This is a genomic window from Streptomyces sp. NPDC042201, from assembly GCF_055582185.1.
The window spans coordinates 1-26,724 of sequence record NZ_JBVJDS010000009.1; the positions used below are offsets into that span (position 1 = coordinate 1).

The following is a 26,724-nucleotide window of genomic DNA, read 5'->3' on the forward strand; positions in this document are numbered from 1 at the left end:
CGCCCGGTTACATTCCGAACCCGGAAGCTAAGCCTCACAGCGCCGATGGTACTGCAGGGGGGACCCTGTGGGAGAGTAGGACGCCGCCGAACAATTATTCAAGGACCCGTGGTCCAGCGTTCATGCTGGACTACGGGTCTTTTTTTGTTTTGCCATGTATTACCCGAAGCGCGTCGGAAGGTCGACTGCGCGAGAATGACTGCGGTACCCGAAGACAGGAGCCTTACCGATGTCCCCCAACTCCTCCGACGACCGTCCCGAGCGCGACCAGCGCCGCGGAGACAGCGGCGACCGGGGCGGCTTCCGCGGAGGTCGTGACGATCGCGATCGCGGACCGCGACGTGATGATCGGGACCGTGGTGGTTTCCGTCGTGATGACACCAACCGCCGTGATGACAACCGCGGTGGCGGGTTCCGCGGTGGACGCGACGACCGCCCCAGCGGTCCGCGTCGCGATGACGACCGTGGTGGTCGTCCCAGTTCCAGTGGTGGTTCCAGCGGTGGCGGTTACGGTCGTCGGGACGACCGTGGTGGCCGGCCGACCGGCGGCGGCGCCGGTGGCGGTACTGGTGGTGGGTACGGGCGTCGTGACGACCGTCCGAGCGGTCCGCGCCGCGATGACCGCCCGAGTAGTGGTCCGCGTCGTGACGACCGGCGTGACGACCGTCCGAGCTTCCGCCGTGATGACCGCCCCAGCAGCGGTCCGCGCAGGGACGACCGTCCCAGCAGTGGCCCCCGGCGTGATGACGACCGTGGTGGTCGTCCCAGCTTCGGTGGTGGTTCCAGCGGTGGTGGCTACGGTCGTCGGGACGACCGTGGTGGCCGGCCGACCGGCGGCAGCGGTGGCGGTGGCGGGTACGGGCGCCGTGACGACCGCCCGAGCACTCCCCGGCGCGATGACGACCGTGGCGGCTTCCGCCGCGACGACCGCCCGAGCAGTGGTCCGCGCCGTGATGACCGGCCCAGCAGCGGTCCGCGCAGGGACGACCGTCCGAGCAGTGGTCCCCGTCGTGACGACCGTCCCAGCAGCGGCCCCCGTCGTGACGACCGGCCGAGCAGTGCTCCCCGTCGAGACAGCGATCGTGGTGGGTTCCGCCGCGACGACAACCGCCGTGATGACAACCGCGGTGGCGGTGGCTTCGCGCGTCGTGACGACCGGCCGAGTACCCCGCGCCGTGACGACGACCGTGGCGGCTTCCGTCGCGACGACCGTCGTGATGACCGTCCGAGCTTCCGCCGTGACGACCGGCCCAGCAGTGGCCCGCGCCGTGACGACCGGCCCAGCGGGCCCCGTCGTGATGACGACCGTGGCGGCCGGCCGGCCGGCGGCAGCGGTGGTGGGTACGGGCGTCGTGACGACCGTCCGAGCGGTCCGCGTCGGGATGACGACCGTGGTGGCCGGCCCAGTTTCGGTGGCGGTTCCAGCGGCGGCGGACGCCGTGATGACCGTGGCGGCCGTCCCAGTGGCGGCGGCAGCGGAAGCGGCGCTGGCTACGGCCGGCGCGACGACCGCGACCGCGGTGGAGACCGTGGCGGGTACCGCGGCCGGGACGACAGCCGCGGTGGCGGTTTTGCGCGCCGGGACGACCGTGACCGTGACCGGGAGCCCATCAAGCGGCTGCCGATCCCGGACGATGTCACGGGCGACGAGATCGACAAGAGTGTGCGTCAGGAGCTGATGAGCCTGCCCAAGACGCTCGCCGACGATGTCGCCAGGAACCTCGTCATGGTCGCCAAGCTGATCGACGAGGATCCCGAGCAGGCGTACGCGTACTCCCGTATCGCGCTGCGGCTCGCCTCCCGGGTCGCCGCCGTGCGCGAGGCCGCGGGCTTCGCCGCGTACGCCACGCAGAAGTACGCCGAGGCGCTGGCCGAGTTCCGGGCGGCGCGGCGGATGACCGGAAGCGTCGACCTGTGGCCCGTCATGGCGGACTGCGAGCGCGGGCTCGGCCGTCCCGAGCGTGCGATGGCGATGGCCGGTGAGCCCGAGGTGCTGAAGCTCGACAAGGCGGGCCAGGTCGAGATGCGGCTGGTCGCGGCCGGCGCGCGCCGGGACATGGGGCAGATCGATGCCGCCATCGTGACCCTGCAGAGCCCCGAGCTGGCGTCCAACTCCGTACAGCCGTGGACCGCTCGACTGCGCTACGCGTATGCCGACGCCCTGCTGTCGGCCGGGCGTGAGGACGAGGCCCGGGAGTGGTTCGCCAAGACGATCGAGTCGGACAAGGACGGGGCGACGGATGCCTCGGACCGTCTCGCCGAGCTGGACGGGGTCGAGTTCGTCGACGCCATGGCCGAGGACGAGAGCGACACCGAGGCGGAGTCCGGGTCCGTGACCGACGCGGAGCCGCAGGACGGCCTGGACGCCGAAGACGACGATGACCTCGATGTCGACCTCGCGGATGACGACGTCGAGGACAACGATCTCGATGACGACGTCGAGGACGACCTCGACGACGATGACGAGGCCGACGAGGCGGACGAGGACGACGCCGAGGACGGAAAGCGCGACAAGGACTGAGTGAAAATGCGAGTGGGCGGCACCCCGGCCGGGGTGCCGCCCACTCGCATTTTCTGTTTCAGCCGAGCGTGAGGCTCCGCAGCACGAGCCCCGTCGCCGGCTTGGGGCCGAAGGACGTGGACTTGCGCGGCATCGTGACGCCCTGGCGGGCCAGTGCCCGTACGACGTCCTCGCGTACGGGATGCATCAGGACCGCCGTGCCGCCGTTGCGTTCCGCGTGAGTGACGGCCGCCTCGGTGTCATGGATATAGGCGATGTGCTCCGGGGCGTCCGGGATCCGCCAGATGTGGTCCAGCAGCGTGGAATGCAGGACCGTCGCGTCCAGTGCCCGCCAGGCCTCCGGCCGGTCCGCGCGGACCGTACGGGCCAGCAGCCCCTCCTCGGGGCGGTCCACCAGATGGAAGCGGCCGTCCCCGGCGAGCAGGAACGCGTTGCCCGTGGTGGTGGCTTCAGCCAGGGCGTCCAGCGCCTCGGGGAGCGGACCGTCGAGCGTACGGACCCGGAAAGAGCCCGAGAGCGCCGCGACGGCCCGGTCGACGGGCAGTTGGTGCAGCAGCCGGTGGATGGCGCGGACCTGGAGGGGGTAGCGGGCCGTGTCGATCAGCAGGACCAGGCCGTACCCCCACGGTCCGGTGGCGGGGTGCTCGGCGCGCAGCCGCAGATACGTCGCCCAGCGGTGATGGCCGTCGGCGATCAGCGCCTGGTGGTGGGCGAGGTCGCCGGAGATCTCCGCGAGGTCGCCCGGGTCCGTGACCGACCACAGACGGTGGCTGAAGCCGTCCTCCGTGGTGGTGGCCAGCAGCGGGGACCGGTGGACGCTGCGTTCGATGACGGCGGCCGTACCGGTCTCACCACCGGCGCCGGCTTCGTCGGCCGGGCCGGCTTCGCCGGTCACGTCGTCCGCGCCGCGGTAGGTGAGCAGCAGTGGCTCCAGATTCGCGGCGGTCGTACGCATCAGGGCCGCGCGGTCGGCCACCACGTCCGGCATGACGTCCTCGTGGGGCAGCACGACGCCGTCGGCGGGGGCGGAGAGGGCCAGGGCCCCGATGACGCCGCGCTGCAGCAGGGCTCCCTTGCGCTGCTCGTACACGTAGAGCGCGGGCTCGGGATCGGGGGCGAGGACGCCCTCGGACAGCCAGCGGCCCAGCGTCGCCGCCGCCTGGCGGTGCCGGTCCTCGGGGGTGTCGGCCTGCGGCAGGATCAGCCGGACGATGTTGTGCGGGTCGGCCGACTCCAGGTGATGCAGTCCGTCGGGCCTGACGACCACGTCGTACGGCGGCGAGGTCACGGCGGAGAGACTGCCGACCCGGTCGGGGACGAAGCGGAGTCCACGGAACGGAATCAGTCGCAGCCCCTTGCCCGCAGGACCTGTTGTGTTCATCCGGGCATCGTATGTGCGGAGCGGCGATGCGCGATGATCGGGGGAGAAGTCCCGAGCGAGGAGCGTAAGACGGATGAGCCAGCAGAGCAGGACCAGGCCGGGCGGCAGTGCGACCGCGCTGAACGAGGCGTACGACACGGCTCTGCTCGATCTCGACGGGGTGGTGTACGCGGGCGGCGAGGCCATCGCACACGCGGTCGAATCCCTCGGTACGGCGCGGGACGCCGGGATGCATCTCGCGTATGTCACCAACAACGCGCTGCGGCCGCCCGACGCCGTCGCCGTGCATCTGACGGAGCTCGGTGTGCCGGCCGACGCCGCTGATGTGATCACCTCGGCGCAGGCGGTGGCCCGGCTGATCGCCGAGCAGGTCCCGGCGGGGGCCAGGGTGCTGGTGATCGGCGGGGACGGGCTGCGGGTCGCGCTGCGCGAGCGCGGGCTCGAGCCGGTGGAGTCCGCCGATGACGACCCGGCCGCCGTGGTGCAGGGATATGGCGGTCCCGACATGGCCTGGGGGCGGTTCGCGGAGGCCTGTTACGCGATTGCCCGGGGTGTGCCGTGGTTCGCGTCCAACACGGATCTGACGATCCCGAGCCCCCGGGGGATCGTGCCGGGCAATGGCGCGGCGGTCGAGGTGGTACGGATCGGCTCGGGCGCCGAGCCGCAGGTCGCGGGCAAGCCGCTGCCGCCGATGCACCGGGAGACGATCCTGCGGACGGGAGCGAAGCGGCCGCTGGTCGTCGGGGACCGGCTGGACACCGACATCGAGGGGGCGTTCAACGGCGGTGTGGACTCGCTGCTCGTGCTGACCGGGGTGACGAACGCGGCGCAGCTGCTCGCCGCCGAGCCCAAGTACCGGCCGACGTATGTGGACGCGGATCTGCGCGGGTTGCTGACCGGGCAGCCCGAAGTGACCGAGGCGGACGGCGGGTTCGGCTGCGGCGGGTGGACCGCTTCCGTGCGGGGGAAGGCGCTGGTGCTCGACGGGGACGGCGAGACGCTGGACGGGCTGCGCGCGTTGTGCGCGGCGGCCTGGACGGACGCGGGCGACGGCTCCTGCGAGCTGGACGCGGGCAAGGCGCTGGCGAGGCTCGGTCTGTAGGCCCGCCCGGGTCCTGCGGTCCGCCTGTGGTGGAGCGTCGGTGGCGGTGCGGCCGGGGTGGTGCGGCTGGGGCAGACGGCCCAGCGAGGCGGTTGCGAGGGTAGGCTAACCTAACCTCGTGTTGGTCGACAGTCCCCCCGAACAGAGCGCGGAGCCGATACCTCCCGCCGCACCCCGCAAGCGCCGCACCCTGCGCGCCGCGGGGCTGCTCCTCTCCCTCGGCATCCTGCTGCTGGTCTGTACCGCGAGCATCGCGATCGGCGCCAAACCACTGCCGCTCGACGATGTGTGGCACGGCCTGTTTCACGACTCCGGCACCGGCGACGATGTGATCGTCGCCGATGTGCGGTTGCCGAGAACCGTCCTCGGGCTGCTCGTCGGGATCGCGCTCGGGCTGGCCGGCGCTGTGATGCAGGCGCTCACCCGCAACCCGCTCGCCGAGCCGGGACTGCTGGGCGTGAACGCGGGAGCCGCCGCCGCGGTCGTCTCCGCCATCAGCTTTCTGGGCGTCACCTCGATCACCGGCTATGTGTGGTTCGCCTTCCTGGGCGCGGGGGTCGTCTCGGCCGTCGTGTACGTCCTGGGCGGCAGCCGCGGCGCCACGCCCGTACGTCTCGCGCTCGCCGGTACGGCGGCGAGCGCCGCGCTCTTCGGCTATGTCAACGCGGTTCAGCTGCTGGACTCCGCCGCGCTCGACCGGCTGCGCTTCTGGACCGTCGGTTCCCTCGCCTCGGCCGATATGGCGACCGTCGGCAAGGTGTGGCCGTTCATCGCCGTCGGCGTACTGCTCGCGCTGCTGATCGCCCGTCCGCTGAACGCCATGGAGATGGGCGACGACACCGCCCGCGCGCTGGGCGCGCGGCTGACCCGTACCCGCGTCCTCGCGATGCTCTCCGTCACCCTGCTGTGCGGCGCCGCGACCGCGGCCTGCGGGCCGATCGTCTTCATCGGGCTGATGGTGCCTCATCTGGTACGCGGCTTCACGGGCCCCGACATGCGGTGGATCCTGCCGTACGCGGCGGTGCTCTCGCCCGTACTGCTGCTGGGCGCCGATGTGGTCGGCCGGGTCGTCGCCAGGCCGTCGGAGCTCCAGGTCGGCATCGTCACCGCGCTGATCGGCGGGCCCGTCTTCATCCAGCTCGTACGCCGCAAGAGGATGGCCCAGCTGTGACCGCGTCCGTCCGGGAGAAGGCCCCGGTACGCCCGGAAGGTTCCACGCGCTCCACGATCCGTGCCATCCGGACGCCCGGCGGGCTGTCCGTACGGATCGACCGCCGCTCCGCCCTGGTCGTGCTGGTGCTCGCCGTGGCCGCGCTGGCGGCCGGAGTCGTCCTCATCGGCAGCGGCGACTACCCGATGTCCCCCGGTGACGTCGTCACGGCCCTGGCCGGAAACGGCACGCCGGGGCAGGAGTTCATCGTCCAGGAGCTGCGGCTGCCACGGGTCCTGGTGGGCCTGCTCGTCGGCGCGGCACTCGGTGTCGGCGGAGCGGTCTTCCAGTCCATGACCCGCAATCCGCTCGGCAGCCCCGATGTGATCGGCTTCGGCCAGGGCGCGACCGTCGGTGCGCTGAGTGTGATCGTCCTCTTCCACGGCGGCCCGGTCGCCGTCGCGGGCGGCGCGGTCGTCGGCGGCGTGGTGACCGGGGTCGGCGTCTATGTGCTGGCCTGGAAGCGCGGTGTGCACGGCTACCGGCTGGTCCTCATCGGTATCGGCGCGGCAGCGATGCTCACCGCCGCCAATCACTACCTCATCACCAAGGCCGATCTGATCGACGCGACCCGGGCCGTGCTCTGGATGACCGGTTCGCTCGACGGGCGCGACTGGGCCCAGGTCTGGCCGCTGCTCGCGGTCTGCGCCGTGCTCGTCCCGCTGGCACTCGGCTACGGACGGCCGCTGCGCATGCTGGAGATGGGCGACGACGCGGCGTACGCGCTCGGCGTGCGGGTCGAACGGACCAGGGTGGTCCTGATGGCCTCCGCCGTGCTGCTCGTCGCCGTGGCGACCGCCGCCGCGGGCCCCATCTCCTTCGTGGCGCTGAGCGCCCCGCAGCTCGCCCGTCGGCTGACCCGCTCGCCGGGGCCCAACCTCGGCCCGGCCGCCGTCATGGGCGCGGTGCTGCTGCTCGTCGCGGACTGGGTCGCCACCTCGGCGTTCGGCGACCGGCAACTGCCCGTCGGTGTGGTGACGGGCGTGCTCGGCGGCTGCTATCTGCTCTGGCTGCTGGTCACCGAACGCAAGGCAGGACGCATATGAACCCCGTGAACTCCAGGAGTACGACCATGCAGCGCCTCACCGCGGAATCGGTGACCCTCGGCTACGACCAGCGGGTCATCGCCCGCGATCTGTCGGTGGAGATCCCCGATCACTCCTTCACGGTGATCGTCGGTCCGAACGCCTGCGGCAAGTCGACCTTGCTGCGGGCGCTCTCCCGGATGCTCAGGCCCTCGCAGGGGCGCGTCCTGCTGGACGGCACGGCCATCCACTCGATGCCCGCCAAGAAGGTCGCCAGGACCCTCGGTCTGTTGCCGCAGTCGTCCATCGCCCCCGACGGCATCACGGTCGCGCATCTGGTGGCGCGCGGCCGCTACCCGCACCAGGGGCTGCTGCGCCAGTGGTCGCAGGAGGACGAGCGGACGGTCGAGGAGTCCATGGCGGCGACCGGCGTCGGGGAACTGGCCGATCGCTATGTCGACGAATTGTCCGGCGGCCAGCGCCAGCGGGTCTGGATCGCGATGGCCCTCGCCCAGCAGACGCCGCTGCTGCTGCTGGACGAGCCGACCACGTTCCTCGACATCCAGCACCAGATCGATGTGCTGGACCTCTGCGCCGAGCTGCACGAGACCCAGGGCCGTACGCTCGTCGCCGTCCTGCACGACCTCAACCACGCGGCTCGTTACGCCACCCACCTCATCGCCATGCGCGAGGGGCGGATCGTGGCGGAGGGCGCACCCGCGGACATCGTCACGGCGGATCTGGTGGAACGGGTGTTCGGCCTGCGCTGTCAGGTCATCGACGACCCGGAGACCGGCACGCCGCTGGTCGTTCCCGCGGGACGCCGCGCCCGGAAGACCGTTTCCGTCCCCGTCCCCGTCCCCGTCCCCGGAGCCGGTGTCGGTGCCGCGGCGGGGCAGCCGTCGCTGGGCGCGCTGCCGGGCGCGCTAAAGAAGTGACTTCAGGCGCAGCAGGTCGCGGACGCCCGCGACCAGCCTGACCCGTCCCGCGGCCCAGGCCCGCGCGAAGTTCAGCTCGCCGTCGACCAGCGCGACCAGGTCGTCGCCCGCCATCGCCAGTCCGATCTGGGTCTTGTCCTGCGGCGGTCCTTCCATGGTGTCCGCCACCTCGATCCGGCCGTCCACCAGACGGCCGGAGAAGGTGAGGTCCAGATCCGTGATGTGGCAGCTGAGTGAACGGTTGAATCCGGCCGCGGTGCGGGCCTTGCCGTCCGCGCGCGCCAGATTGTCAGAGAGCTTGTCGAGTGCGCTGAGGCACTCCTCCTTCGTCGCCATCGCGACCGACGGTACCGCAGGCCTTCGGGGTAGCGTCTGGGCATGAGCGACTCGATGGCGGGCCCGGCCGAGCGGGAGCCCGGAGCGGCCGGCCCTCCCGCGCACGAACCGGCGGCGCCGCGGCCCCTCGGCGTGGAACGCGTCCCGACCGGCCACGCCGAGGTGGACGAGCGGCTGGCGCGGCTCGCCGACGCCGACCACCTCCCTGCGGACGGCCATGTCGAGGTGTACGAGGATGTACACCGGGGGCTGCGCGACGCGCTGACCGCGCTCGACGCACGTCCGGCACCCCAGGGGCCTCACGGGCCCCAGGGACAGCCGACACCCCGGTGACATCTCTCGCGTACGACCACAGGAGCTGAACCGAACGTGGCTGGACTGGCACGCCGCCGTCTCGATGCCGAGCTGGTACGCCGTAACCTCGCACGCTCGCGTGAGCACGCGAGCCAGCTGATCGCCGCGGGCCGGGTGACCGTCGGCGGCGCCACCGCGACCAAGCCCGCCACCCAGGTCGAGACCAGCGCCGCCCTCGTCGTCACCGAGGACGACGGCGACCCCGACTACGTCTCGCGCGGCGGACACAAACTCGCGGGCGCCCTGGCGGCCTTCACGCCGCTCGGACTCGAGGTCCGGGACCGGCGGGCGCTCGACGCGGGCGCGTCCACCGGTGGCTTCACGGATGTCCTGCTGCGGGCCGGCGCCGGCCATGTGGTCGCGGTGGACGTCGGCTACGGACAACTCGCCTGGTCGCTGCGGAGCGATGAACGCGTCACCGTCAAGGACCGTACGAACGTACGTGAGTTGACGCTTGACGCGATCGAAGGTGAGCCCGTGGATCTGATCGTGGGGGATTTGTCGTTCATCCCGCTCGGGATCGTGCTGCCCGCGCTGGTGCGCTGCGCGGCCGCCGACGCCGATCTCGTACTGATGGTGAAACCGCAGTTCGAGGTGGGCAAGGAGCGGCTGGGCAGCGGAGGTGTCGTACGCAGTCCCGAACTGCGCGCGGAGGCCGTACGGGCCGTGGCGCGGCGGGCGGGTGAACTCGGCCTCGGGGTAAGGGGTGTTACCGCCAGTCCGCTGCCGGGCCCCTCCGGAAATGTCGAGTATTTTCTGTGGCTCCGCGCCGGAGCGCCCGCACTCGATCCGGCGGATGTCGACCGTGCAGTGGCGGAAGGACCCCGTTGACCACGAAGCCCGCGAGCCTCACGACCCCCACCAACCCGGAACGCACCGTGTTCCTGCTGGCCCACACCGGCAGACCCGCGGCGATCCGCAGCGCCGAACTGGTGGTGAACGGACTGGTGCGCAGCGGACTCGGCGTACGGGTCCTGGCCACGGAGGCGGTCGATCTGCCGCTGCCGCCCTCCGTCGAGACGGTGCCCGACGCCACCCCCGGCGCGCTGGACGGCTGCGAACTGCTGATCGTGCTCGGCGGGGACGGCACGCTGCTGCGCGGCGCCGCGTTCGCGCGGGCCTCGGGTGTCCCCATGCTCGGGGTCAATCTCGGCCGGGTCGGCTTTCTCGCCGAGGCGGAACGGGACGATCTGGACAAGGTCGTCAACCGCGTCGTCACTCGTGCGTATGAGGTCGAGGAGCGGATGACGATCGATGTCGTCGTGCACAGCAACGGCGATGTCGTCCATAGGGACTGGGCGCTCAACGAGGCGGCGGTGCAGAAGGTCTCGCCCGAGCGGATGCTCGAAGTCGTCCTGGAGATCGACGGCCGGCCGGTCACCGCCTTCGGCTGCGACGGGATCGTCTGCGCCACCCCCACCGGGTCGACGGCGTACGCCTTCTCGGCCGGCGGGCCGGTCGTCTGGCCGGAGGTCGAGGCGCTGCTGATGGTGCCGATCAGCGCGCACGCCCTGTTCGCGAAACCGCTGGTGACGTCGCCGACCACGGTGCTGGCGGTGGAGGTGCAGGCGCACACCCCGAACGGGGTGCTGTGGTGCGACGGGCGCAGGACCGTCGAGCTGCCTCCGGGGGCGCGGGTGGAGGTGCGGCGCGGGGCCGTGCCCGTACGGCTGGCGCGGCTGCATCACGCGTCGTTCACCGACCGGCTGGTGGCCAAGTTCGCGCTGCCGGTGTCCGGCTGGCGCGGGGCGCCGCACCGGGAGTGACGCTGTCCGGGGCGGTTCGCGTACGGACGGCCCGCCCCGGCGGGACCGGGCGGGAAGCGACGGAACTCCGCCCGGTCGAGCGAACCGGGGGTGGGGTCCGTCGCACAGCCGGCCCAGGACCTCGTATGGTCATGACCGTGTTGGAGGAGATGCGGATACGGTCGCTCGGGGTCATCGACGATGCGGTCGTCGAGCTGTCGCCCGGCTTCACGGCGGTGACCGGTGAGACGGGCGCGGGCAAGACCATGGTCGTCACCAGCCTGGGGCTGCTGCTCGGCGGACGCGCCGATCCCGCCCTTGTGCGGATCGGCGCCAAATCGGCGGTCGTGGAGGGGCGGATCACCCTGGCCGCCGGTTCTCCCGCGGCCGTACGGGCCGAGGAGGCCGGGGCCGAGCTGGACGACGGCGCGCTGCTCATCAGCAGAACCGTCTCCGCGGAGGGGCGCTCGCGCGCCCATCTGGGCGGCCGGTCCGTCCCGGTGGGCATGCTGGCCGAACTGGCGGACGACCTTGTCGCCGTACACGGCCAGACCGACCAGCAGGGGCTGCTGCGGCCCGCCAGGCAGCGGAAGGCCCTCGACCGGTACGCGGGCGACGCGGTCGTCGTGCCCCATACCGCCTACGCGGCCGCCTACCGCAGGCTGCGGGCCGTCGCCTCGGAACTGGACACCCTGACCACACGGGCCCGTGAGCGCGCGCAGGAAGCCGATCTGCTGCGCTTCGGGCTGGACGAGGTCGCGGCCGTCGAGCCGAGGGCGGGGGAGGACACCGAACTCGCCGCCGAGGCCGAGCGGCTCGGCCATGCGGAGGCCCTGGCGTCCGCCGCCGCCGTCGCGCACGCGGCGCTCGCCGGCAACCCCGAGGACCCGGAGGGCATCGACGCGACGACGCTCGTCGGGGGCGCGGGACGGGCTCTGGAGGCCGTACGGTCCCACGATCCGGCGCTCGCCGGGCTGGGCGACCGGATGGGGGAGATCTCCATCCTGCTGGCGGACGTGGCGGGGGAGCTCGCCGGATACGCCGACAACCTGGACGCCGATCCGCTGCGGCTGGCCGCGGTGGAGGAGCGGCGGGCCGCGCTCACCGGACTGACGCGTAAGTACGGCCCGGACGTCGCCGCCGTGCTGGCCTGGGCCGAGGAGAGTACGGCGCGGCTGACCGAGCTGGAGGGCGACGACGACCGGATCGGTGAGCTGACAGTCGAGCACAACGACCTCCGGTCCGAATTGTCCGGTCTCGCGCAGGCGTTGACCGACGCCCGCACGGAGGCCGCGGCGCGCTTCGCGGACGCCGTCACGGCGGAGCTGGCCTCGCTGGCGATGCCGCACGCACGGGTCTCGTTCGACATCCGGCAGACCGAGTCCGCCGACGCCACGTCCGGCGTCGAGGTGGGCGGCCGCTCCGTGACGTACGGGCCGCACGGCGTCGACGAGGTCGAGCTGCTGCTCGCCCCTCATCCGGGCGCCCAGCCCCGGCCGATCGCCAAGGGCGCGTCGGGCGGTGAGCTGTCCCGGGTGATGCTCGCCGTGGAGGTGGTCTTCGCGGGATCCGATCCGGTGCCGACGTATCTCTTCGACGAGGTGGACGCGGGTGTCGGCGGCAAGGCGGCGGTCGAGGTCGGCCGCCGGCTCGCGAAGCTCGCCAAGTCGGCGCAGGTGGTGGTGGTGACCCACCTTCCCCAGGTCGCGGCCTTCGCCGACCGCCAGCTGCTGGTCGAGAAGACGAACGACGGCTCGGTGACGCGCTCCGGGGTGACGGTCCTGGAGGGCGAGGACCGGGTGCGGGAGCTGTCGCGGATGCTGGCGGGCCAGGAAGACTCCGAGACGGCCCGCGCCCACGCGGAAGAACTGCTGGCCACGGCCCGCGCCGACGCGTAACGCCTCCGGCGGGTGCGGGTGCGGGTGTCGGTGCGGGTCGGGGCCGGACCGGGGCCGTCGCCCCCGTGACCGCCGAGATGGGCTGCTCGGTCGATACGGTTCGCGCGCTCACCCATGTGAGTGGTCCCCGGCGCGGAGTTGCGGCGCCGGACACAAGAACGACGCCTCGGCGGTGCCGGAACGTGCGTACGGACTGGCATCCTTGACGCAGGGCCGCCGGGGCGTGGCCGCCCGGCCCCAAGTCCCCCGACAGCGCCCCCCGGTCCCGCAGTCCCGCAATCCCCGATCCCGATCCCGATCCAGGAGCCTTGACCACGTGACACAGCTGCGTACGGTCCAGGTGCTGGGCGGTGGCAGTGCGGGCAGCAGCGCGCACGTCCGATCGCTGGCGGCCGGTCTGGTCGCCAGGGGAGTGCGCGTGACGGTGTGCGCCCCCACCGAACTCGACCGCGCCTACGACTTCCGCGGGTCCGGGGCGCGGCACGTCCCCGTACCCCGGCGCAGCGACCCGGCCGCCGTCGCGGCCCTGCGGGCGGCCTGCGCCGACGCGGACGTGGTGCACGCGCACGGACTGCACGCCGCGGTACGGACCGTGATGGCGCTCGGCGGCCAGCGCGTACCGCTCGTCGTCACATGGCACACCCGTGGGCACGCCGAGGGAGCGCGGGGTCATCTGATGCGGCTGCTGGAACGAAGGGCCGCCAGAGCGGCGGCCGTTGTGCTCGGCACCTCCTCGGAACTGGTCGACCGGGCCCGCAGCAGAGGCGCCCGCGACGCCCGGCTCGCGCCGGTCGCGGTGCCAGGACCCCGTCGGCCGGCCGACGGCCCCCGGGACAAGGCCCGCGCCGAACTCGGCGCGGTCGACCGTCCGTTGCTGATGGCCGTCGGCGGCCTGGCGCTGAACCAGGGGTACGACACGCTGCTGGACGCGGCCAGGACCTGGCGCGGCCTCGACCCCACGCCGCTGCTCGTCATCGCCGGCGAGGGCCGGGAACGCGGCAGACTGCAGCGCCGTATCGAGAACGGCGAGCTGCCCGTACGCCTTGTCGGCAGCCGCAACGACATCACCGAACTCCTCGCCTCCGCCGATCTCGCGCTGCTGCCCAGCCGCTGGGAGGCCCGCTCCGTTCTCGCGCAGGAGGCGCTGCGGCTCGGGGTACCTCTCATCGCCACGGCGGTCGGCGGCATCCCCGAACTGGTCGGTGACGCGGCGGAACTCGTCCCGTACGGCGACGCGGCGGCCCTCTCCGAAGCGGTGGTACGGCTCCTCGGCGACCCGGACCGCCGACAGCGACTCGCCGTGGCGGGCCGCGCCCAGGCGGCGACCTGGCCGACGGAGGACGAGACGATCGCTCAGGTCCTCAGCGTCTACGACGAGTTGACGCAGCCGCGCGGCTCCCGCTGACCGAGCGCGCCGCCCTCGCCCCGCCGCAGGGCCTCAGAGCGCATGACGGCAGGCCCTCAGGGCGCGTGACGGCGGGCCCGTAGGGCCAGGCTCAGGGCCAGTACCGTCTGCGGGTCGTCCAGGTCGGTGCCGAGCAGCTCGGCGATTCTGGCCAGCCGGTTGTAGAGGGTCTGGCGGTTCAGATGAAGCTCGCGGGCCGTCTCGGCCTTGCGGCCGGCGTGGGCCAGATAGACCTCCAGCGTCGGCAGCAGCGCCGCCCTGGACGCCCGGTCGTGCTCGCGCAGGGGGCCGATCGCACGGTCCACGAAAGCCGCCAGATCGGGATGGTCCCGCAGCCGCCACAGCAGCAGGTCGATATCGAGGCGACGGGCGTCGTACCACGGCCGGTCCGACAGGCCCTGCGCCGCCGTCGCGGTCTCCGCCGCGTGCCGCAGGCCCGCGCCCGCCGCCGCCCAGCCGCCCGCGACCCCGACGACCACCACCGGCGGCTCCGCGCCCGCCCGCTCCAGCCCGGCCCGCTCCACGCCCGTCCGCAGCGCCGTCGCGACCCGGTCGGCCACCGCCGTACGTTCGGACTCGGAGCGCAGGCCGAGCAGCAGCGGCACCCGGCCCTCCACCGGACGTACGCCCAGCAGCACCGGCACACCCACGGACGACAGCTCCTCCAGCACCGCCCGCGCCAGCAGCGCCCAGCTGCCCGACGGCGACAGTTCGGACGCCAGGCGCATCACCACCGGCAGCAGCGGCCCCTCGCCCGGCTTGAAGCCCAGGACCTTCGCCTGCGCGGGCGCGTCCTCGGCGAGGATCCGGCCCGCCGCGAGATCGGTCAGGAAGTCGCCGCGGCCGCGCGCCGCCAGCTCCTCCTCCTGGCGGGCCTGCATCAGCACGACCGCCAGAATGCCCGCCGCGCGCTCGGCCGCCATCCGGTGCACCGGCAGCAGCGGCGCCGACACGGCGGGCAGCACCAGCCGGGCGCGCACCGCGGCCGTACCGTGCCCGCCGCCCGCCACATCGACCAGCACCGTCCCCGCGGGCGGCCCCGCCGCCCGCGCGGCCCGCTGGCCGCGCAGCCCCTCCCAGATCTGCAACGGGTCCGCGGCGGCCGGTGCGGCGCCGGGGGCCGCCGCGTAGAGCAGCTGCCCCTCCGCCGTCTCCAGGAAGACCGGGTTGCCCGCGAAATCCGCGAGGATCCGGAGCACCTGCGGCACCCCGCCCCCGTCCAGCAGCGCTTCCGTGCACCGCCGGTGGACCTCCTCGGCCTGCCGCAGCAGCGCGTAGTGACCGTTCACGATCTCGGTGTGGACCTCTTCGGTCACCGAGACGAAGGCCACCTCGCGGTGCAGCTGCACCACCGGCAGCCCGGCCGCCCGCGCGGTCTCCACGAGCGTCGCCGGCAACCGGTCGAACCGCGGCCCCAGCTCCACCACCAGCGCCGCGATCCCGCGGTCGGCGAGTCCGCGCACGAAGGCACGCTGCTCGGCGGGCCGGGTGCCCAGGCCGAGACCGGTGGTGAGGAGGAGTTCGCCGCCCTTCAGCAGCGAGGCGATGTTCGGGACCTCGCCCGCGTGCACCCAGCGCACCGTACGGTCCAGCCGGTCCGCGCAGGCGACGACCTCGGGCAGCCCACCGCGCAGTCCCGGCAGCTCAAGCGCCCGCCGCACGGTGATTCCGCCCTGACTGTCCATGAAGCCGGAGGCTACCCGCGGATACCTCCCGCGGACATCTCCGGATCACCTCCCGAGCCGTGGACCGGCTCCCGAACAGCCGGGAAGGCCCGGACCACGGCGCGCGAAGCACCGTCGTCCGAGCCTCCTGGGACCGGTCCGTCAGCCGCCGTACGCCCCCGACGCCGTCAGCCGCAGCGCCGTGTCGATCAGCGGCACATGGCTGAACGCCTGCGGGAAGTTACCCACCTGGCGCTGGAGCCGGGAGTCCCACTCCTCGGCCAGCAGCCCCAGGTCGTTCCGCAGCGCGAGCAGCTTCTCGAAGAGCTTGCGGGCCTCGTCCACCCGCCCGATCATCGCCAGGTCGTCGGCGAGCCAGAACGAGCAGGCGAGGAAGGCACCCTCGTCGCCCGCCAGTCCGTCCACGCCCGCCTCGGCGCCGGCGGTCGGGTAGCGCATGATGAAGCCGTCCTCCGTGGACAGCTCCCGCTGGATCGCCTCGATCGTGCCGATGACCCGCTTGTCGTCCGGCGGCAGGAAGCCCATCTGCGGAATGAGCAGCAGCGACGCGTCCAGCTCCTTGGAGCCGTACGACTGCGTGAAGGTGTTCCGCTCCTTGTCGTACCCCTTCTCGCAGACATCGTGATGAATGTCATCCCGCATCTCGCGCCAGCGCTCCAGCGGCCCGTCGGCGTCCCCGGACTCGATCAGCTTGATCGTCCGGTCGACCGCGACCCAGGCCATCACCTTGGAGTGCACGAAGTGCCTGCGCGGCCCGCGCACCTCCCAGATGCCCTCGTCCGGCTGGTCCCAGTGCTTCTCCAGGTAGCGGATCAGCTTGAGCTGGAGCACCGAGGCGTAGTCGTTGCGGGCCAGACCCGTCATGTGCGCCAGGTGCAGCGCCTCGGTGACCTCGCCGTACACATCCAGCTGAAGCTGGTGCGCGGCGCCGTTGCCGACCCGGACCGGGCCCGAGCGCTCATAGCCGGGCAGCCAGTCGAGCTCCGCCTCACCCAGCTCCCGCTCGCCCGCGATCCCGTACATGATCTGCAGATTCTCCGGGTCGCCGGCGACCGCGCGCAGCAGCCACTCGCGCCAGGCGCGGGCCTCGTCGCGATAGCCCGTGCGCAGCAGCGAGGAGAGCGTGATCGCGGCGTCGCGCAGCCAGGTGTAGCGGTAGTCCCAGTTCCGTACGCCGCCGATCTCCTCCGGCAGGGAGGTCGTCGGCGCCGCGACGATCCCGCCCGTCGGGGCGTACGTCAGGGCCTTGAGCGTGATCAGGGAACGGATCACTGCCTCTCGGTAAGGGCCGTGATACGTACAGTGCTCGACCCACTCGCGCCAGAAATCGGAGGTCGCTTCGAGCGAGCCCTCGGGATCCGGCAGCGCGGGCGCCTGCCGGTGCGAAGGCTGCCAGCTGATGGTGAAGGCGATCCGGTCGCCCGGCGCCACGGTGAAGTCGGAGTACGTCGTGAGGTCCTTGCCGTACGTCTCCGCCTCGGTGTCGAGCCAGACCGAGTCGGGTCCGGCCACGGCGACCGTGCGGTTGTCGACCTTGTGGACCCACGGCACCACGCGTCCGTAGCTGAAGCGCATCCGCAGCGCGGAGCGCATCGGCACCCGTCCGCTGATGCCCTCCACGATCCGGATCACCTGCGGGGCGCCGTCACGCGGCGGCATGAAATCGGTCACTCTTACCGTGCCGCGCGGCGTGTCCCACTCCGATTCCAGGATCAGGGAGTCACCCCGGTACCGGCGCCGGGTGGCCCGGGGCGGCGCGGCGCCCGCGGGGTACGCGGGTCCGAGCCGCCAGAAACCGTGTTCATCGGTTCCCAGCAGCGCCGCGAACACGGCGTGCGAGTCGAAGCGGGGCAGGCACAGCCAGTCGACTGTGCCGTCCCGGCAGACCAGGGCGGCGGTCTGCATATCTCCGATAAGTGCGTAATCCTCGATGCGCCCGGCCACGTGCATCTCCAGTCGAACGGCCACGTCCGCCCCGCGGGGCGCTTACTGCGGTCAAGGGTCGTTGACGAGCTCTTTTTCCGGGAAATCGGGCGGTGAGATGCCGTTTGCCGGCCGGACTCGGCAGCGAATGTCCGAGCAGGATACGACGCACCCAGGAGATCCGCGCCACGCTCCTGACAACATCAGTCTGCCGAACTGCTGAGCCAAGGGTGACTCGGGGGACAAAGGCGGACTCGGGGGAAACGAGTGGCGGCGCGTGGCCGGAAGCACCCTCCCCCCGGCGCTGATACCCTGGTAGCCCGTGGACCGGTGGACTCCCTGCGACGCAATGGGGCCCCGAACCCGCAGCGACGGCAGTCCCTTCACTCACCGACAGGGACACCGGCACGCACCTCAGACCGCGACCACGGGAGCCCCCTCTTGGCCATGCCGACCCGATCCTCGACATCCTCGACGACCAAGCACATCTTCGTCACCGGGGGTGTCGCATCCTCCCTCGGCAAGGGCCTGACCGCCTCCAGTCTGGGTGCGCTGCTCAAGGCACGCGGTCTGCGGGTCACCATGCAGAAGCTCGACCCGTACCTGAACGTCGACCCCGGCACGATGAACCCGTTCCAGCACGGTGAGGTATTCGTCACCAACGACGGTGCCGAGACCGACCTGGACATCGGCCACTACGAGCGCTTCCTTGACGTGGACCTCGACGGCTCGGCCAATGTCACCACCGGCCAGATCTACTCGCAGGTCATCGCCAAGGAGCGGCGCGGCGAGTACCTGGGCGACACGGTCCAGGTCATCCCGCACATCACCAACGAGATCAAGCACCGCATCCGGCGGATGGCGACCGACGACGTCGATGTCGTCATCACCGAGGTCGGCGGCACGGTCGGCGACATCGAGTCGCTGCCGTTCCTGGAGACCGTCCGCCAGGTGCGCCACGAGGTCGGCCGCGACAACGTCTTTGTGGTGCACATCTCGCTGCTGCCGTACATCGGACCGTCCGGCGAGCTGAAGACCAAGCCGACCCAGCACTCGGTGGCGGCCCTGCGCAACATCGGTATTCAGCCGGATGCGATCGTGCTGCGCGCCGACCGTGATGTGCCTCTCTCCATCAAGCGCAAGATCTCGTTGATGTGTGACGTCGACGAGGACGCGGTGGTGGCCTGTGTGGACGCCAAGTCGATCTACGACATCCCCAAGGTGCTGCACACCGAGGGCCTGGACGCCTATGTCGTACGGAAGCTGGACCTGCCGTTCCGCGACGTCGACTGGACGGTCTGGGACGATCTGCTGGACCGGGTCCACAACCCCGACCACGAGGTCACCGTCGCGCTGGTCGGCAAGTACATCGACCTGCCGGACGCGTATCTCTCGGTCACCGAGGCGATCCGCGCGGGCGGCTTCGCCAACAAGGCCCGCGTCAAGGTCAAGTGGGTCACGTCGGACGACTGCAAGACCCAGGCGGACGCCGCGAAGCAGCTCGGTGACGTCGACGCCATCTGTATCCCCGGCGGCTTCGGCGAGCGCGGGGTGACCGGCAAGGTCGGCGCGATCCAGTACGCCCGGGAGAACATGATCCCGCTGCTCGGCCTCTGTCTCGGCCTGCAGTGCATCGTCATCGAGGCCGCGCGGAATCTCGCCGAGATCCCCGACGCCAACTCCACCGAGTTCGACTCGGGCACCGCGCACCCGGTGATCTCCACGATGGAGGAGCAGCTCGCCTACGTCGAGGGCGCCGGTGACCTGGGCGGCACGATGCGGCTCGGCCTCTACCCGGCGAAGCTCGCCGAGGGCTCGATCGTCCGTGAGGTCTACGACAACCAGCCGTACGTGGAGGAGCGCCACCGCCACCGCTACGAGGTCAACAACGCCTACCGCGCGGAGCTGGAGAAGAAGGCCGGCCTGAGCTTCTCGGGCACGTCCCCGGACAACAAGCTGGTCGAGTACGTGGAGTACCCGCGCACCACGCACCCCTATCTGGTCGCCACCCAGGCGCACCCGGAGCTGCGCTCCCGGCCGACCCGGCCGCATCCGCTCTTCGCGGGTCTGGTGAAGGCCGCGGTGGAGCGCCGGCGGGGCGAGTAACCAGCCCCGGGCGGGGCGGGAAGCCGCCCTCGCACAGGCGATACGGTGGAAGCCGGGGTACGGGTCTTTCGGGATCCTTGCCCCGGTTTCCGCGTGTGCGCTGCTGTGTGGGAGGACGCTTTCATGACGATCAAGGACGCCCCCGAGGAGTGGCGGGTCACCGCGACCAGGACACCCTTCCGCGGCAACAAGACCAGTGTCCGTACGGATGATGTGGTCATGCCCGACGGCAGGGTCGTGTCGCGCGACTACCAGGTGCACCCAGGATCCGTGGCGATCCTCGCGCTCGACGACGCGGACCGGGTCCTCGTACTGCGCCAGTACCGGCACCCCGTGCGCCAGAAGCTCTGGGAGATCCCGGCCGGTCTGCTCGACGTACCGGGCGAGAATCCGCTGTCCGCGGCGCAGCGCGAGCTGTACGAGGAGGCGCACGTCAAGGCGGAGGACTGGCGGGTCCTGGCGGACGTCTACACGACGCCGGGCGGCTGCGACGAGGCGGTACGGGTCTTCCTCGCCCGCGATCTGTCGGAGGCGGAGGGAGTGCGCTTCGAGGTCTCCGAGGAGGAGGCGGACATGGAGCTGGCCCGGGTGGAGCGGACGGATCTGGTGCGCGGAGTGCTCGCCGGGGAGCTGCACAACAACTGCCTCGCGGTGGGCGTTCTCGCGCTCACCGCGGCGCTGGCGGGCGACGGGCTCGACGCTCTCCGGCCGGCCGAGGCGCCCTGGCCCGCCCGCCCGTTCGAGTCCTGAGACGGATTCTCGATCCTCCAGTGGTTCTCCGGCGGTTCTCCGGTACCGCTCCAGTGGTTGTCCAGCGATCCTCTGGTCTGACGAAATACTGATCCGATTGGGGGATTTACCGGCCACGCTCCACCGGCTTCGTCGCAGAGAGTGAACTACGCTCGGATCGCTCGTGCGGAGACCCGGCGAGCTCGGCTCGTGCGCAGGCGGACGGAGCGTGGCCCGTGACGGATCAGGCGGTGGACGTGAACGGCACCGGTCGTGCGCGAGCGACGGGACAGCGCGGCTCATCCGGTGCGAAGCCAACCGACCTGGTGGGCAACGATTCTGACGGGCCGTCGGTGAAGCGCAGGGCCCGGGCCAAGTCGTCCGGCGCGAAGGCGCCGAAGAGAAGTCCCGAGAGGGAAGGCGCGACCCGGGTGGATGTGCCGCAGGGCCCGCGGGGCGCGGCCGCGCAGGCGGCCGACGCGGCCGGACCCGCGCCGGACCGGGTGACGGAGGGTGGCGGCGCGGCGGACGACGCGACCGCCGCGCGGGCAGAGGTGCGGGACGCGGGCGCGTCGTTGGGAGATGCCGAGGACATGGGCGGGTCGGTGGCACGCGGTGCGGGTGCGGGCGGAGAGGAGTCCGGCTCCGCGCCGGGGCCCGCCGGGCCGGACACCTCGCGAGGCGGTACGGGGGACACGACGGACACGGGCGGCTCCGCGGCGCCCGCCGCGAGCGAGTCCCGGCCCGGCCTCCCGGCCGGGAAGAGCGGGGCAGCCGCCTCGCTCGCGGCGCGCGACGGCGCCAAGGACGCCGAGGACGGGACGGACGGGACGGCCCGGGGCGCTCACGCGGACCCGAAGGTGACCGGCCGGGGCGCCCCGCGACGGCCCTCGACGGCGCTGCCGCCCGGTCCTGCGGTGCTGCGGCGTGGCGCCCCCCGGCCCGCGTACGTTCCCGGCCGGGCGCACCCCGCTCACGAGGGACAGTTCTTCGGGCGGGAGCGGGAACTCAAGGCGTTGCGCGGAGACGTCGAGCGCGCCGGGCTCAATACGATCTCCGGGCGCAAGGAGCCCCGCGCCCGGGTCCTGCTGATCGCCGGGCGGCCCGGCGCCGGGCGTACCGCGCTGGCCGAGGAGCTCACCGGGCAGCTGCGGGACGGCTATCCGGACGGGGTTGTAAGGGCCCGGCTGACCGAGGCCGGGGGCGAGCCCGTGCCCACCGAGCGCACCGCCCGCGAGATCCTCGACGTGTTCGGCATCCCCACGCCGCCCGGCGCCGGGGAGGACGAGCTGTCCGAGATGGTGCGCACGGCGCTGTCGGCACGCCGGGTGCTGCTGCTCCTGGACGACGCCGTGGACGCCGAGCAGGTCGACCCGCTGGTCCCCGACAACCCCGACTGCCTGGTGGTCGCGGTCGCGCAGGGTCCGCTCACCGGGATTCCCGACGTCCGCCCCTGCACCCTCGGCGGAATGGACGCGAAGTCCGCCATCGAACTGCTCGCGACCTTCACCGGCGCCGTCCGGATCACCGTCGATCCGCAGGCCGCCGAGTCCCTCGCGGAGGAGTGCGGCGGCCAGCCCGCCGCCCTGGTCCTGGCCGGGGGATGGCTCGCGGCCCGCCCCACCGCGTCGGTCGCCGATGTGGCCAAGCGGCTGCGCTCCCTGCCGCACGACGGCGTACGGCCCGTCGGTGACCGGCCGCTCGCCCGCGCCTTCCAGCTGGTGTACGAGGCGCTGCCGGGGTCCTCCGCCCGGATACTGCGACTGCTCGCCCTCGCGCCCGCGGGTCTGGCCGACGCGCACACCGCGTCGGCGCTGGCCGGCTGCTCGGTGTCGGCCGCCCGGAAGACGCTGGACGACTTCACCGCCATGGGACTGCTCCGGGGCCCCGCCGACCGGGCCGTGGACGGCCAGTACCTGGTGCCTGGCTGTCTGGTCCCGCTGCTGCGCGCGCTCATGGAGGAGAAGGACCGGCCGGCCGAGGTACAGCTGGCCCGCGCGCGGATGCTGGAGCGGACCGTACGGCTGCTCCACTCCTGCCGCGCCGTCACCGACCCCGACGGCTCCCCGGCCCGCAAGAGGCTGGCGGGACTGCCTCGCGCGCTGCGCTTCCCGAACGCCGCCGCGGCCGACGAGTGGCTGCGGTCACGCCAGCGCGCCCTGCTGGCGTCCGCCCGGCTCGCGGTCGCCGACGGTGAGCTGGACACCCTGGCCCGCCGGCTGGTGGCCGCGCTGGTCAGGGCGCTGGCCGCGCACCGGGGCACCGAGGCCGCGGCGCCCGAGCTGTACGGGCTGCACCAACTGGTCCTCGACATCGCCGAGCGGCGCAAGCTGTACCGCGAGCAGGCCGCCGCGCTGCTGAACATCGGCGATCTGGACGCCCAGACCGGCCGTACACACGACGCGCTCGCCCGCTACCGGGCCGCGCTGGACGCCGGACGGGCCGCGAACGATCTCTACGCGACCGGCCGCGCGATGGAATCCGTAGGCGGCGCTCACCAGGATCTCCAGGACTGGCAGCGGGCGGCCGACTGGTACGGACGGGCGCTCTCGCAGCGGCTGAGCCGCGGTGAGCGGGCCGACGCGGCCAGGCTCTACGGCCGGCTCGGCACCGTGCACACCTACGCGGGCCGTTACGGCGAGGCGCTGCGCAACTGGCGGGCCGCCGTGGCCGGCTATCGCCGGCTGCGCGATCTGCCGGGGCAGGCACGGGCGTTGAGCGAGGCGGCCAGGGTGCAGGAGTACGCGGGCCGCCCGCACGAGTCGCTGCGTACCTGTCAGGAGGCGGTGGAATGGGCCCGGCTGGCCGGCGACGTACGGCTGCAGGCCGCGCTCCAGCTCCGGCTGGCGGACACGCTGGACCGGCTCGGCGACCCGACCGCGGCCAGGCTGCACCGCAGCGCGGCCGACCTTCTCTTGGGAACGGAAGGATCTGCCTACGAAATCCGTAGCACTTCGGCTGAGGATTAAAGCTTTGCAAGGCTAGACAGCGGGAAATCCTTCATTAGACTGGCTCTGCCGCACCTTCCTGCGGTGACTTCCCGTGCGCCGTGCGCGCCCGGGTATGTATGGGATTGCCCCCGGAATCCCCTGAGTCAAGGACCGTGATCTGCCGTGTTGGTCGGTATCCCCCGCGAGGTCAAGAACAACGAGTTCCGGGTGGCCATCACCCCCGCCGGTGTGCACGAGCTGGTGAGCCACGGTCATCAGGTCGTCATCGAGCGGAACGCCGGCGTCGGCTCCTCGATCACGGACGACGAGTTCATCGCCGCCGGGGCGCGGATCCTGCCCACCGCCGACGAGGTCTGGGCCGCCGCCGACCTGCTGCTGAAGGTCAAGGAGCCCATAGCCGAGGAGTACCACCGGCTGCGCAAGGGCCAGACGCTCTTCACGTATCTGCACCTGGCCGCGTCCCGTGAGTGCACGGACGCCCTGCTCGACTCCGGCACCACCGCCATCGCGTACGAGACGGTCGAGACCGTGAACCGCGCGCTGCCGCTGCTCGCCCCGATGTCCGAGGTCGCGGGCCGGCTGGCCCCGCAGGTCGGCGCGTACCACCTGATGCGCTCGGCCGGCGGCCGCGGCGTCCTGCCGGGCGGCGTCCCGGGTACGGCGGCCGGCCGGGCCGTCGTCATCGGCGGCGGTGTCTCCGGCTGGAGCGCCACACAGATCGCCGTCGGCATGGGCTTCCACGTGACCCTGCTCGACCGGGACATCAACAAGCTGCGCGAGGCCGACAAGATCTTCGGCACCAAGGTCCAGACGATCGTCTCCAACGCCTTCGAGCTGGAGAAGGCGGTCGTCGACGCGGACCTCGTCATCGGCGCCGTTCTCATCCCCGGCGCGAAGGCGCCGAAGCTGGTCACCAACGAGCTGGTCGCCAAGATGAAGCCCGGAAGTGTACTTGTCGACATTGCAATCGATCAGGGTGGCTGCTTCGAGGATTCCCACCCCACGACGCACGCCGAGCCGACCTTCCAGATCCATGACTCGGTGTTCTACTGCGTCGCCAACATGCCGGGCGCGGTTCCGCACACCTCCACGTATGCGCTGACCAACGCCACGCTGCCGTACATCGTGGAGCTCGCGAACCGCGGCTGGGTCGAGGCGCTGCGCCGTGACCCGGCGCTCGCCAAGGGCCTCAACACCCATGAGGGCCAGGTCGTTTACCGTGAGGTGGCCGAGGCCCATGGGCTGGATCACGCCGAATTGAGCATGCTTCTGGGCTGATGCGTCAACGCGCATCGTCAACATCACGCCAACGGCCGGATCTTGCTCAGCGAGGTCCGGCCGGACGCGTGCCCCGCCGTTTCCCGACCCCCGCTCAACTCACGTCGAACGTAACCTTTTCACCGATTCGCACACCCGTGAAAGGTGCCCGCCATGCCTTGGTGAGAGGCTCGTGCGCCCTTGACAGGGAGGTGTTCGGTTGCCGACACATCGGGCCGGGTCCGGCGGATTGTGTTGCTGCGGACCGGTGACACGCCATAGAGTCGCCAACCGTCGGCATAGTGCCACGCTGACCTATCGATAAGTTTCCTGGTCACGTCCAAGGAGGTAAGACGACTTGTGAATAAGTCGACATTTACTCCCGGGGGTGGTCAACCAGGAATGCCTGCGACGGGCCAGAGCCGGTCGTCGGGATTCGAGGCTGTCGGCTCCGTCGCTGTCCGCACCTTCGCCAACCACCAGCACATGACGACAGCCCACCAGATGATGGACGGCCTACACGTGAACGCCATGGCCGGCAACGAGGGTGGCCGAGAGTCCACTCCATTCGCCGTCTACGACGAAGTGCCCGAGGGGCACTTCTACGACCCCGACGCCGAGTACGAGCCCGACCCCGAGTACGCGGCCACCCTCGCCCCCGACGCTGCCCGCCAGCGCCGCGAGCGGATCGGCCCGACCGGGCGTCCCCTGCCGTACTTCCCGATCCCGGGCCCGCTCACCGATCACGGCCCCGCGACGATCATCGCGATGTGCAACCAGAAGGGCGGCGTCGGCAAGACCACGTCGACCATCAACCTGGGTGCCGCGCTCGCGGAGTACGGACGGCGCGTGCTGCTCGTCGACTTCGACCCGCAGGGAGCCCTGTCGGTCGGTCTCGGCGTGAACCCGATGGAGCTGGACCTCACCGTCTACAACCTGCTCATGGAGCGGGGCATGGCGGCCGACGAGGTCCTCCTGAAGACCGCGGTGCCCAACATGGACCTGCTGCCGAGCAATATCGACCTCTCGGCCGCCGAAGTGCAGCTGGTGAGCGAGGTCGCGCGCGAGTCCACGCTCCAGCGGGCGCTGAAGCCGCTGCTGCAGGACTACGACTACATCGTGATCGACTGTCAGCCGTCGCTCGGTCTGCTGACCGTGAACGCGCTGACCGCCGCGCACAAGGTGATCGTGCCGCTGGAGTGCGAGTTCTTCGCGCTGCGCGGGGTGGCCCTACTGACGGAGACCATCGAGAAGGTCCAGGAGCGGCTCAACCCGGACCTGGAGCTCGACGGCATCCTGGCGACGATGTACGACTCCCGTACGGTGCACAGCCGCGAGGTCCTCGCCCGTGTCGTCGAGGCCTTCGACGATCACGTCTACCACACGGTGATCGGGCGGACGGTGCGCTTCCCGGAGACCACGGTGGCCGGAGAGCCGATCACCACGTACGCCTCGAACTCCGTGGGCGCCGCCGCGTATCGCCAGCTCGCCAGGGAGGTGCTCGCCCGGTGTCACGCCGAGTGAGTCTGCCCGGGGCCGACGAGCTGTTCCGTACGACCGGGGGCATGGCGCTGCAGTCCTCCTCGCCCGCCTCCCAGCGTCGCAACGCGAACGGTGAGCCACGGGTGCCGGCGCCGGCGGGGGAGAGCGATCCGGCCGGCGACCCGGCGGCCGGAGCCCCGGCGGGTCCGGCGGGGAACTCGTCCTCGTCCGCCCCGGTGGAGGAACACGGCGCCGCGACGGCGGACTCCGCGGCGTCGTCCAGGAGCCGTACCGCCGACGCGGAGCAGGCCGCCTCCTCGGTCAAGGGGCGGCGGCCGCAGGAGGCCGGTTCTCCGGGCGCGGCATCTGCCGCGGGGCCCCAGGGCGGGCAGCAGCGCCGCCGGGGCCGCGGCGCGAACCGCCGCCCCAGCGGGCGTGAGCGGCACGACGAGAAGATCACGGTCTATGTCTCGGCCGAGGAACTGATGGACCTCGAACACGCACGGCTGGTCCTGCGCGGTGAGCACGGACTCGCCGTGGACCGGGGGCGGATCGTCCGTGAGGCGGTCGCCGTGGTCCTCGCGGACCTCGAATCACGCGGCGACGCGAGCATTCTCGTACGGCGCCTGCGCGGGCGCTGACGGTAGCCTGCGCGGGCAGCCCCTGCTCCAGCCCC

At 72.0% G+C, this 26,724-nt stretch carries 20 protein-coding genes, 1 rRNA gene and 1 pseudogene; 18 read left to right on the plus strand and 4 right to left on the minus strand.

Features of this window, described 5'->3' with window-relative positions; translation table 11 throughout:
- The 3 genes and pseudogenes from rrf to ACZ6MZ_RS22020 all read left to right on the plus strand — a co-directional run.
- Nucleotides 1-92 (plus strand): 5S ribosomal RNA (gene rrf / locus ACZ6MZ_RS22010); the annotation flags it as partial.
- 494 nt (nt 93-586) lie between these two features.
- Nucleotides 587-1,174 (plus strand): annotated as a pseudogene (locus ACZ6MZ_RS22015) (DEAD/DEAH box helicase); the annotation flags it as partial.
- Nucleotides 1,175-1,663: 489 nt separating this feature from the next.
- Nucleotides 1,664-2,521 (plus strand): tetratricopeptide repeat protein, encoded by an 858-nt coding sequence (locus ACZ6MZ_RS22020; RefSeq protein WP_469354069.1) that lies wholly within the window; start codon nt 1,664-1,666, stop codon nt 2,519-2,521.
- Between the two features lie 58 nt (nt 2,522-2,579).
- Here the strand turns inward: ACZ6MZ_RS22020 and ACZ6MZ_RS22025 are convergent, their stop codons facing one another.
- The gene (locus tag ACZ6MZ_RS22025) at nt 2,580-3,902 is read right to left on the minus strand and encodes a DUF1015 family protein (protein WP_469353759.1); all 1,323 of its coding nucleotides are present in this window, start codon (nt 3,900-3,902) and stop codon (nt 2,580-2,582) included.
- A 73-nt stretch (nt 3,903-3,975) separates the two neighbouring features.
- Between ACZ6MZ_RS22025 and ACZ6MZ_RS22030 the strand changes: the two genes are divergently transcribed.
- The 4 genes from ACZ6MZ_RS22030 (at nt 3,976) to ACZ6MZ_RS22045 (ending at nt 8,177) form a co-directional block, all read left to right on the plus strand.
- The gene (locus ACZ6MZ_RS22030) at nt 3,976-5,004 is read left to right on the plus strand and encodes an HAD-IIA family hydrolase (RefSeq protein ID WP_384191319.1); all 1,029 of its coding nucleotides are present in this window, start codon (nt 3,976-3,978) and stop codon (nt 5,002-5,004) included.
- Nucleotides 5,005-5,122: 118 nt separating this feature from the next.
- Nucleotides 5,123-6,175, plus strand: coding sequence for a FecCD family ABC transporter permease (locus tag ACZ6MZ_RS22035; protein WP_469353762.1), 1,053 nt, complete (start codon nt 5,123-5,125; stop codon nt 6,173-6,175).
- Complete coding sequence (locus ACZ6MZ_RS22040; protein ID WP_469353764.1) at nt 6,172-7,260, plus strand: FecCD family ABC transporter permease; 1,089 nt, start codon at nt 6,172-6,174, stop codon at nt 7,258-7,260. Before ACZ6MZ_RS22035 ends, ACZ6MZ_RS22040 begins: the two co-directional genes overlap by 4 nt.
- Before the next feature lie 26 nt (nt 7,261-7,286).
- The gene (locus ACZ6MZ_RS22045; RefSeq protein WP_469353766.1) at nt 7,287-8,177 is read left to right on the plus strand and encodes an ABC transporter ATP-binding protein; all 891 of its coding nucleotides are present in this window, start codon (nt 7,287-7,289) and stop codon (nt 8,175-8,177) included.
- Here the strand turns inward: ACZ6MZ_RS22045 and ACZ6MZ_RS22050 are convergent.
- Nucleotides 8,166-8,513 carry a sterol-binding protein gene (locus ACZ6MZ_RS22050; protein ID WP_469353768.1) on the minus strand — a complete coding sequence of 116 codons (348 nt, stop codon included), beginning with the start codon at nt 8,511-8,513 and terminating at the stop codon, nt 8,166-8,168. The two genes, ACZ6MZ_RS22045 and ACZ6MZ_RS22050, sit on opposite strands and share 12 nt — an antisense overlap.
- Nucleotides 8,514-8,555: 42 nt before the next feature.
- Here ACZ6MZ_RS22050 and ACZ6MZ_RS22055 point away from each other — a divergent pair, with 42 nt between their 5' ends.
- The 5 genes from ACZ6MZ_RS22055 (at nt 8,556) to ACZ6MZ_RS22075 (ending at nt 13,915) form a co-directional block, all read left to right on the plus strand.
- Complete coding sequence (locus ACZ6MZ_RS22055) at nt 8,556-8,846, plus strand: hypothetical protein (protein ID WP_469353770.1); 291 nt, start codon at nt 8,556-8,558, stop codon at nt 8,844-8,846.
- 36 nt (nt 8,847-8,882) lie between these two features.
- Nucleotides 8,883-9,698, plus strand: a complete 816-nt coding sequence (locus ACZ6MZ_RS22060; RefSeq protein ID WP_469353771.1) for a TlyA family RNA methyltransferase — start codon at nt 8,883-8,885, stop codon at nt 9,696-9,698.
- The gene (locus ACZ6MZ_RS22065) at nt 9,695-10,633 is read left to right on the plus strand and encodes an NAD kinase (RefSeq protein WP_384191336.1); all 939 of its coding nucleotides are present in this window, start codon (nt 9,695-9,697) and stop codon (nt 10,631-10,633) included. Before ACZ6MZ_RS22060 ends, ACZ6MZ_RS22065 begins: the two co-directional genes overlap by 4 nt.
- A gap of 125 nt (nt 10,634-10,758) precedes the next feature.
- Nucleotides 10,759-12,510: a DNA repair protein RecN gene (gene recN, locus ACZ6MZ_RS22070; protein WP_469353774.1), complete on the plus strand. Its 1,752-nt coding sequence runs from the start codon at nt 10,759-10,761 to the stop codon at nt 12,508-12,510.
- A 316-nt stretch (nt 12,511-12,826) separates the two neighbouring features.
- Nucleotides 12,827-13,915 (plus strand): glycosyltransferase family 4 protein, encoded by a 1,089-nt coding sequence (locus ACZ6MZ_RS22075; protein ID WP_469353775.1) that lies wholly within the window; start codon nt 12,827-12,829, stop codon nt 13,913-13,915.
- Nucleotides 13,916-13,971: 56 nt separating this feature from the next.
- Here ACZ6MZ_RS22075 and ACZ6MZ_RS22080 read toward each other — a convergent pair whose 3' ends face one another.
- A complete protein-coding gene (locus tag ACZ6MZ_RS22080) occupies nt 13,972-15,600 on the minus strand; it encodes a PucR family transcriptional regulator (RefSeq protein WP_386879450.1) in 1,629 nt (542 codons plus the stop codon).
- Nucleotides 15,601-15,741: 141 nt separating this feature from the next.
- Nucleotides 15,742-17,550 (minus strand): glycoside hydrolase family 15 protein, encoded by a 1,809-nt coding sequence (locus ACZ6MZ_RS22085; protein ID WP_469354070.1) that lies wholly within the window; start codon nt 17,548-17,550, stop codon nt 15,742-15,744.
- A 420-nt stretch (nt 17,551-17,970) separates the two neighbouring features.
- Here ACZ6MZ_RS22085 and ACZ6MZ_RS22090 point away from each other — a divergent pair, with 420 nt between their 5' ends.
- The 6 genes from ACZ6MZ_RS22090 to ACZ6MZ_RS22115 all read left to right on the plus strand — a co-directional run bounded on the left by ACZ6MZ_RS22090 (nt 17,971) and on the right by ACZ6MZ_RS22115 (nt 26,689).
- Nucleotides 17,971-19,629, plus strand: coding sequence for a CTP synthase (locus ACZ6MZ_RS22090; RefSeq protein WP_389791861.1), 1,659 nt, complete (start codon nt 17,971-17,973; stop codon nt 19,627-19,629).
- Nucleotides 19,630-19,752: 123 nt separating this feature from the next.
- Complete coding sequence (locus tag ACZ6MZ_RS22095; protein ID WP_389791863.1) at nt 19,753-20,379, plus strand: NUDIX domain-containing protein; 627 nt, start codon at nt 19,753-19,755, stop codon at nt 20,377-20,379.
- 899 nt (nt 20,380-21,278) lie between these two features.
- Nucleotides 21,279-23,327, plus strand: coding sequence for a tetratricopeptide repeat protein (locus ACZ6MZ_RS22100; RefSeq protein WP_469354072.1), 2,049 nt, complete (start codon nt 21,279-21,281; stop codon nt 23,325-23,327).
- 144 nt (nt 23,328-23,471) lie between these two features.
- Nucleotides 23,472-24,587, plus strand: a complete 1,116-nt coding sequence (gene ald, locus ACZ6MZ_RS22105; RefSeq protein ID WP_389791865.1) for an alanine dehydrogenase — start codon at nt 23,472-23,474, stop codon at nt 24,585-24,587.
- Nucleotides 24,588-24,968: 381 nt separating this feature from the next.
- Complete coding sequence (locus tag ACZ6MZ_RS22110) at nt 24,969-26,090, plus strand: ParA family protein (RefSeq protein ID WP_384191363.1); 1,122 nt, start codon at nt 24,969-24,971, stop codon at nt 26,088-26,090.
- Nucleotides 26,087-26,689, plus strand: a complete 603-nt coding sequence (locus tag ACZ6MZ_RS22115; protein WP_384191408.1) for a hypothetical protein — start codon at nt 26,087-26,089, stop codon at nt 26,687-26,689. Before ACZ6MZ_RS22110 ends, ACZ6MZ_RS22115 begins: the two co-directional genes overlap by 4 nt.
- Nucleotides 26,690-26,724: the final 35 nt, after the last annotated feature.

Coding starts and splice junctions, on each gene's coding strand:
- ACZ6MZ_RS22045 (WP_469353766.1), top strand. CDS start 7,287: ATGCAGCGCCTCACCGCGGAATCGGTGACCCTCGGCTACGACCAGCGG.
- ACZ6MZ_RS22080 (WP_386879450.1), bottom strand. CDS start 15,600: ATGGACAGTCAGGGCGGAATCACCGTGCGGCGGGCGCTTGAGCTGCCG.
- ACZ6MZ_RS22055 (WP_469353770.1), top strand. CDS start 8,556: ATGAGCGACTCGATGGCGGGCCCGGCCGAGCGGGAGCCCGGAGCGGCC.
- ACZ6MZ_RS22025 (WP_469353759.1), bottom strand. CDS start 3,902: ATGAACACAACAGGTCCTGCGGGCAAGGGGCTGCGACTGATTCCGTTC.
- ACZ6MZ_RS22090 (WP_389791861.1), top strand. CDS start 17,971: ATGCCGACCCGATCCTCGACATCCTCGACGACCAAGCACATCTTCGTC.
- ACZ6MZ_RS22085 (WP_469354070.1), bottom strand. CDS start 17,550: ATGCACGTGGCCGGGCGCATCGAGGATTACGCACTTATCGGAGATATG.
- recN (WP_469353774.1), top strand. CDS start 10,759: ATGGTCATGACCGTGTTGGAGGAGATGCGGATACGGTCGCTCGGGGTC.
- ACZ6MZ_RS22095 (WP_389791863.1), top strand. CDS start 19,753: ATGACGATCAAGGACGCCCCCGAGGAGTGGCGGGTCACCGCGACCAGG.
- ACZ6MZ_RS22050 (WP_469353768.1), bottom strand. CDS start 8,513: ATGGCGACGAAGGAGGAGTGCCTCAGCGCACTCGACAAGCTCTCTGAC.
- ACZ6MZ_RS22030 (WP_384191319.1), top strand. CDS start 3,976: ATGAGCCAGCAGAGCAGGACCAGGCCGGGCGGCAGTGCGACCGCGCTG.
- ACZ6MZ_RS22110 (WP_384191363.1), top strand. CDS start 24,969: ATGCCTGCGACGGGCCAGAGCCGGTCGTCGGGATTCGAGGCTGTCGGC.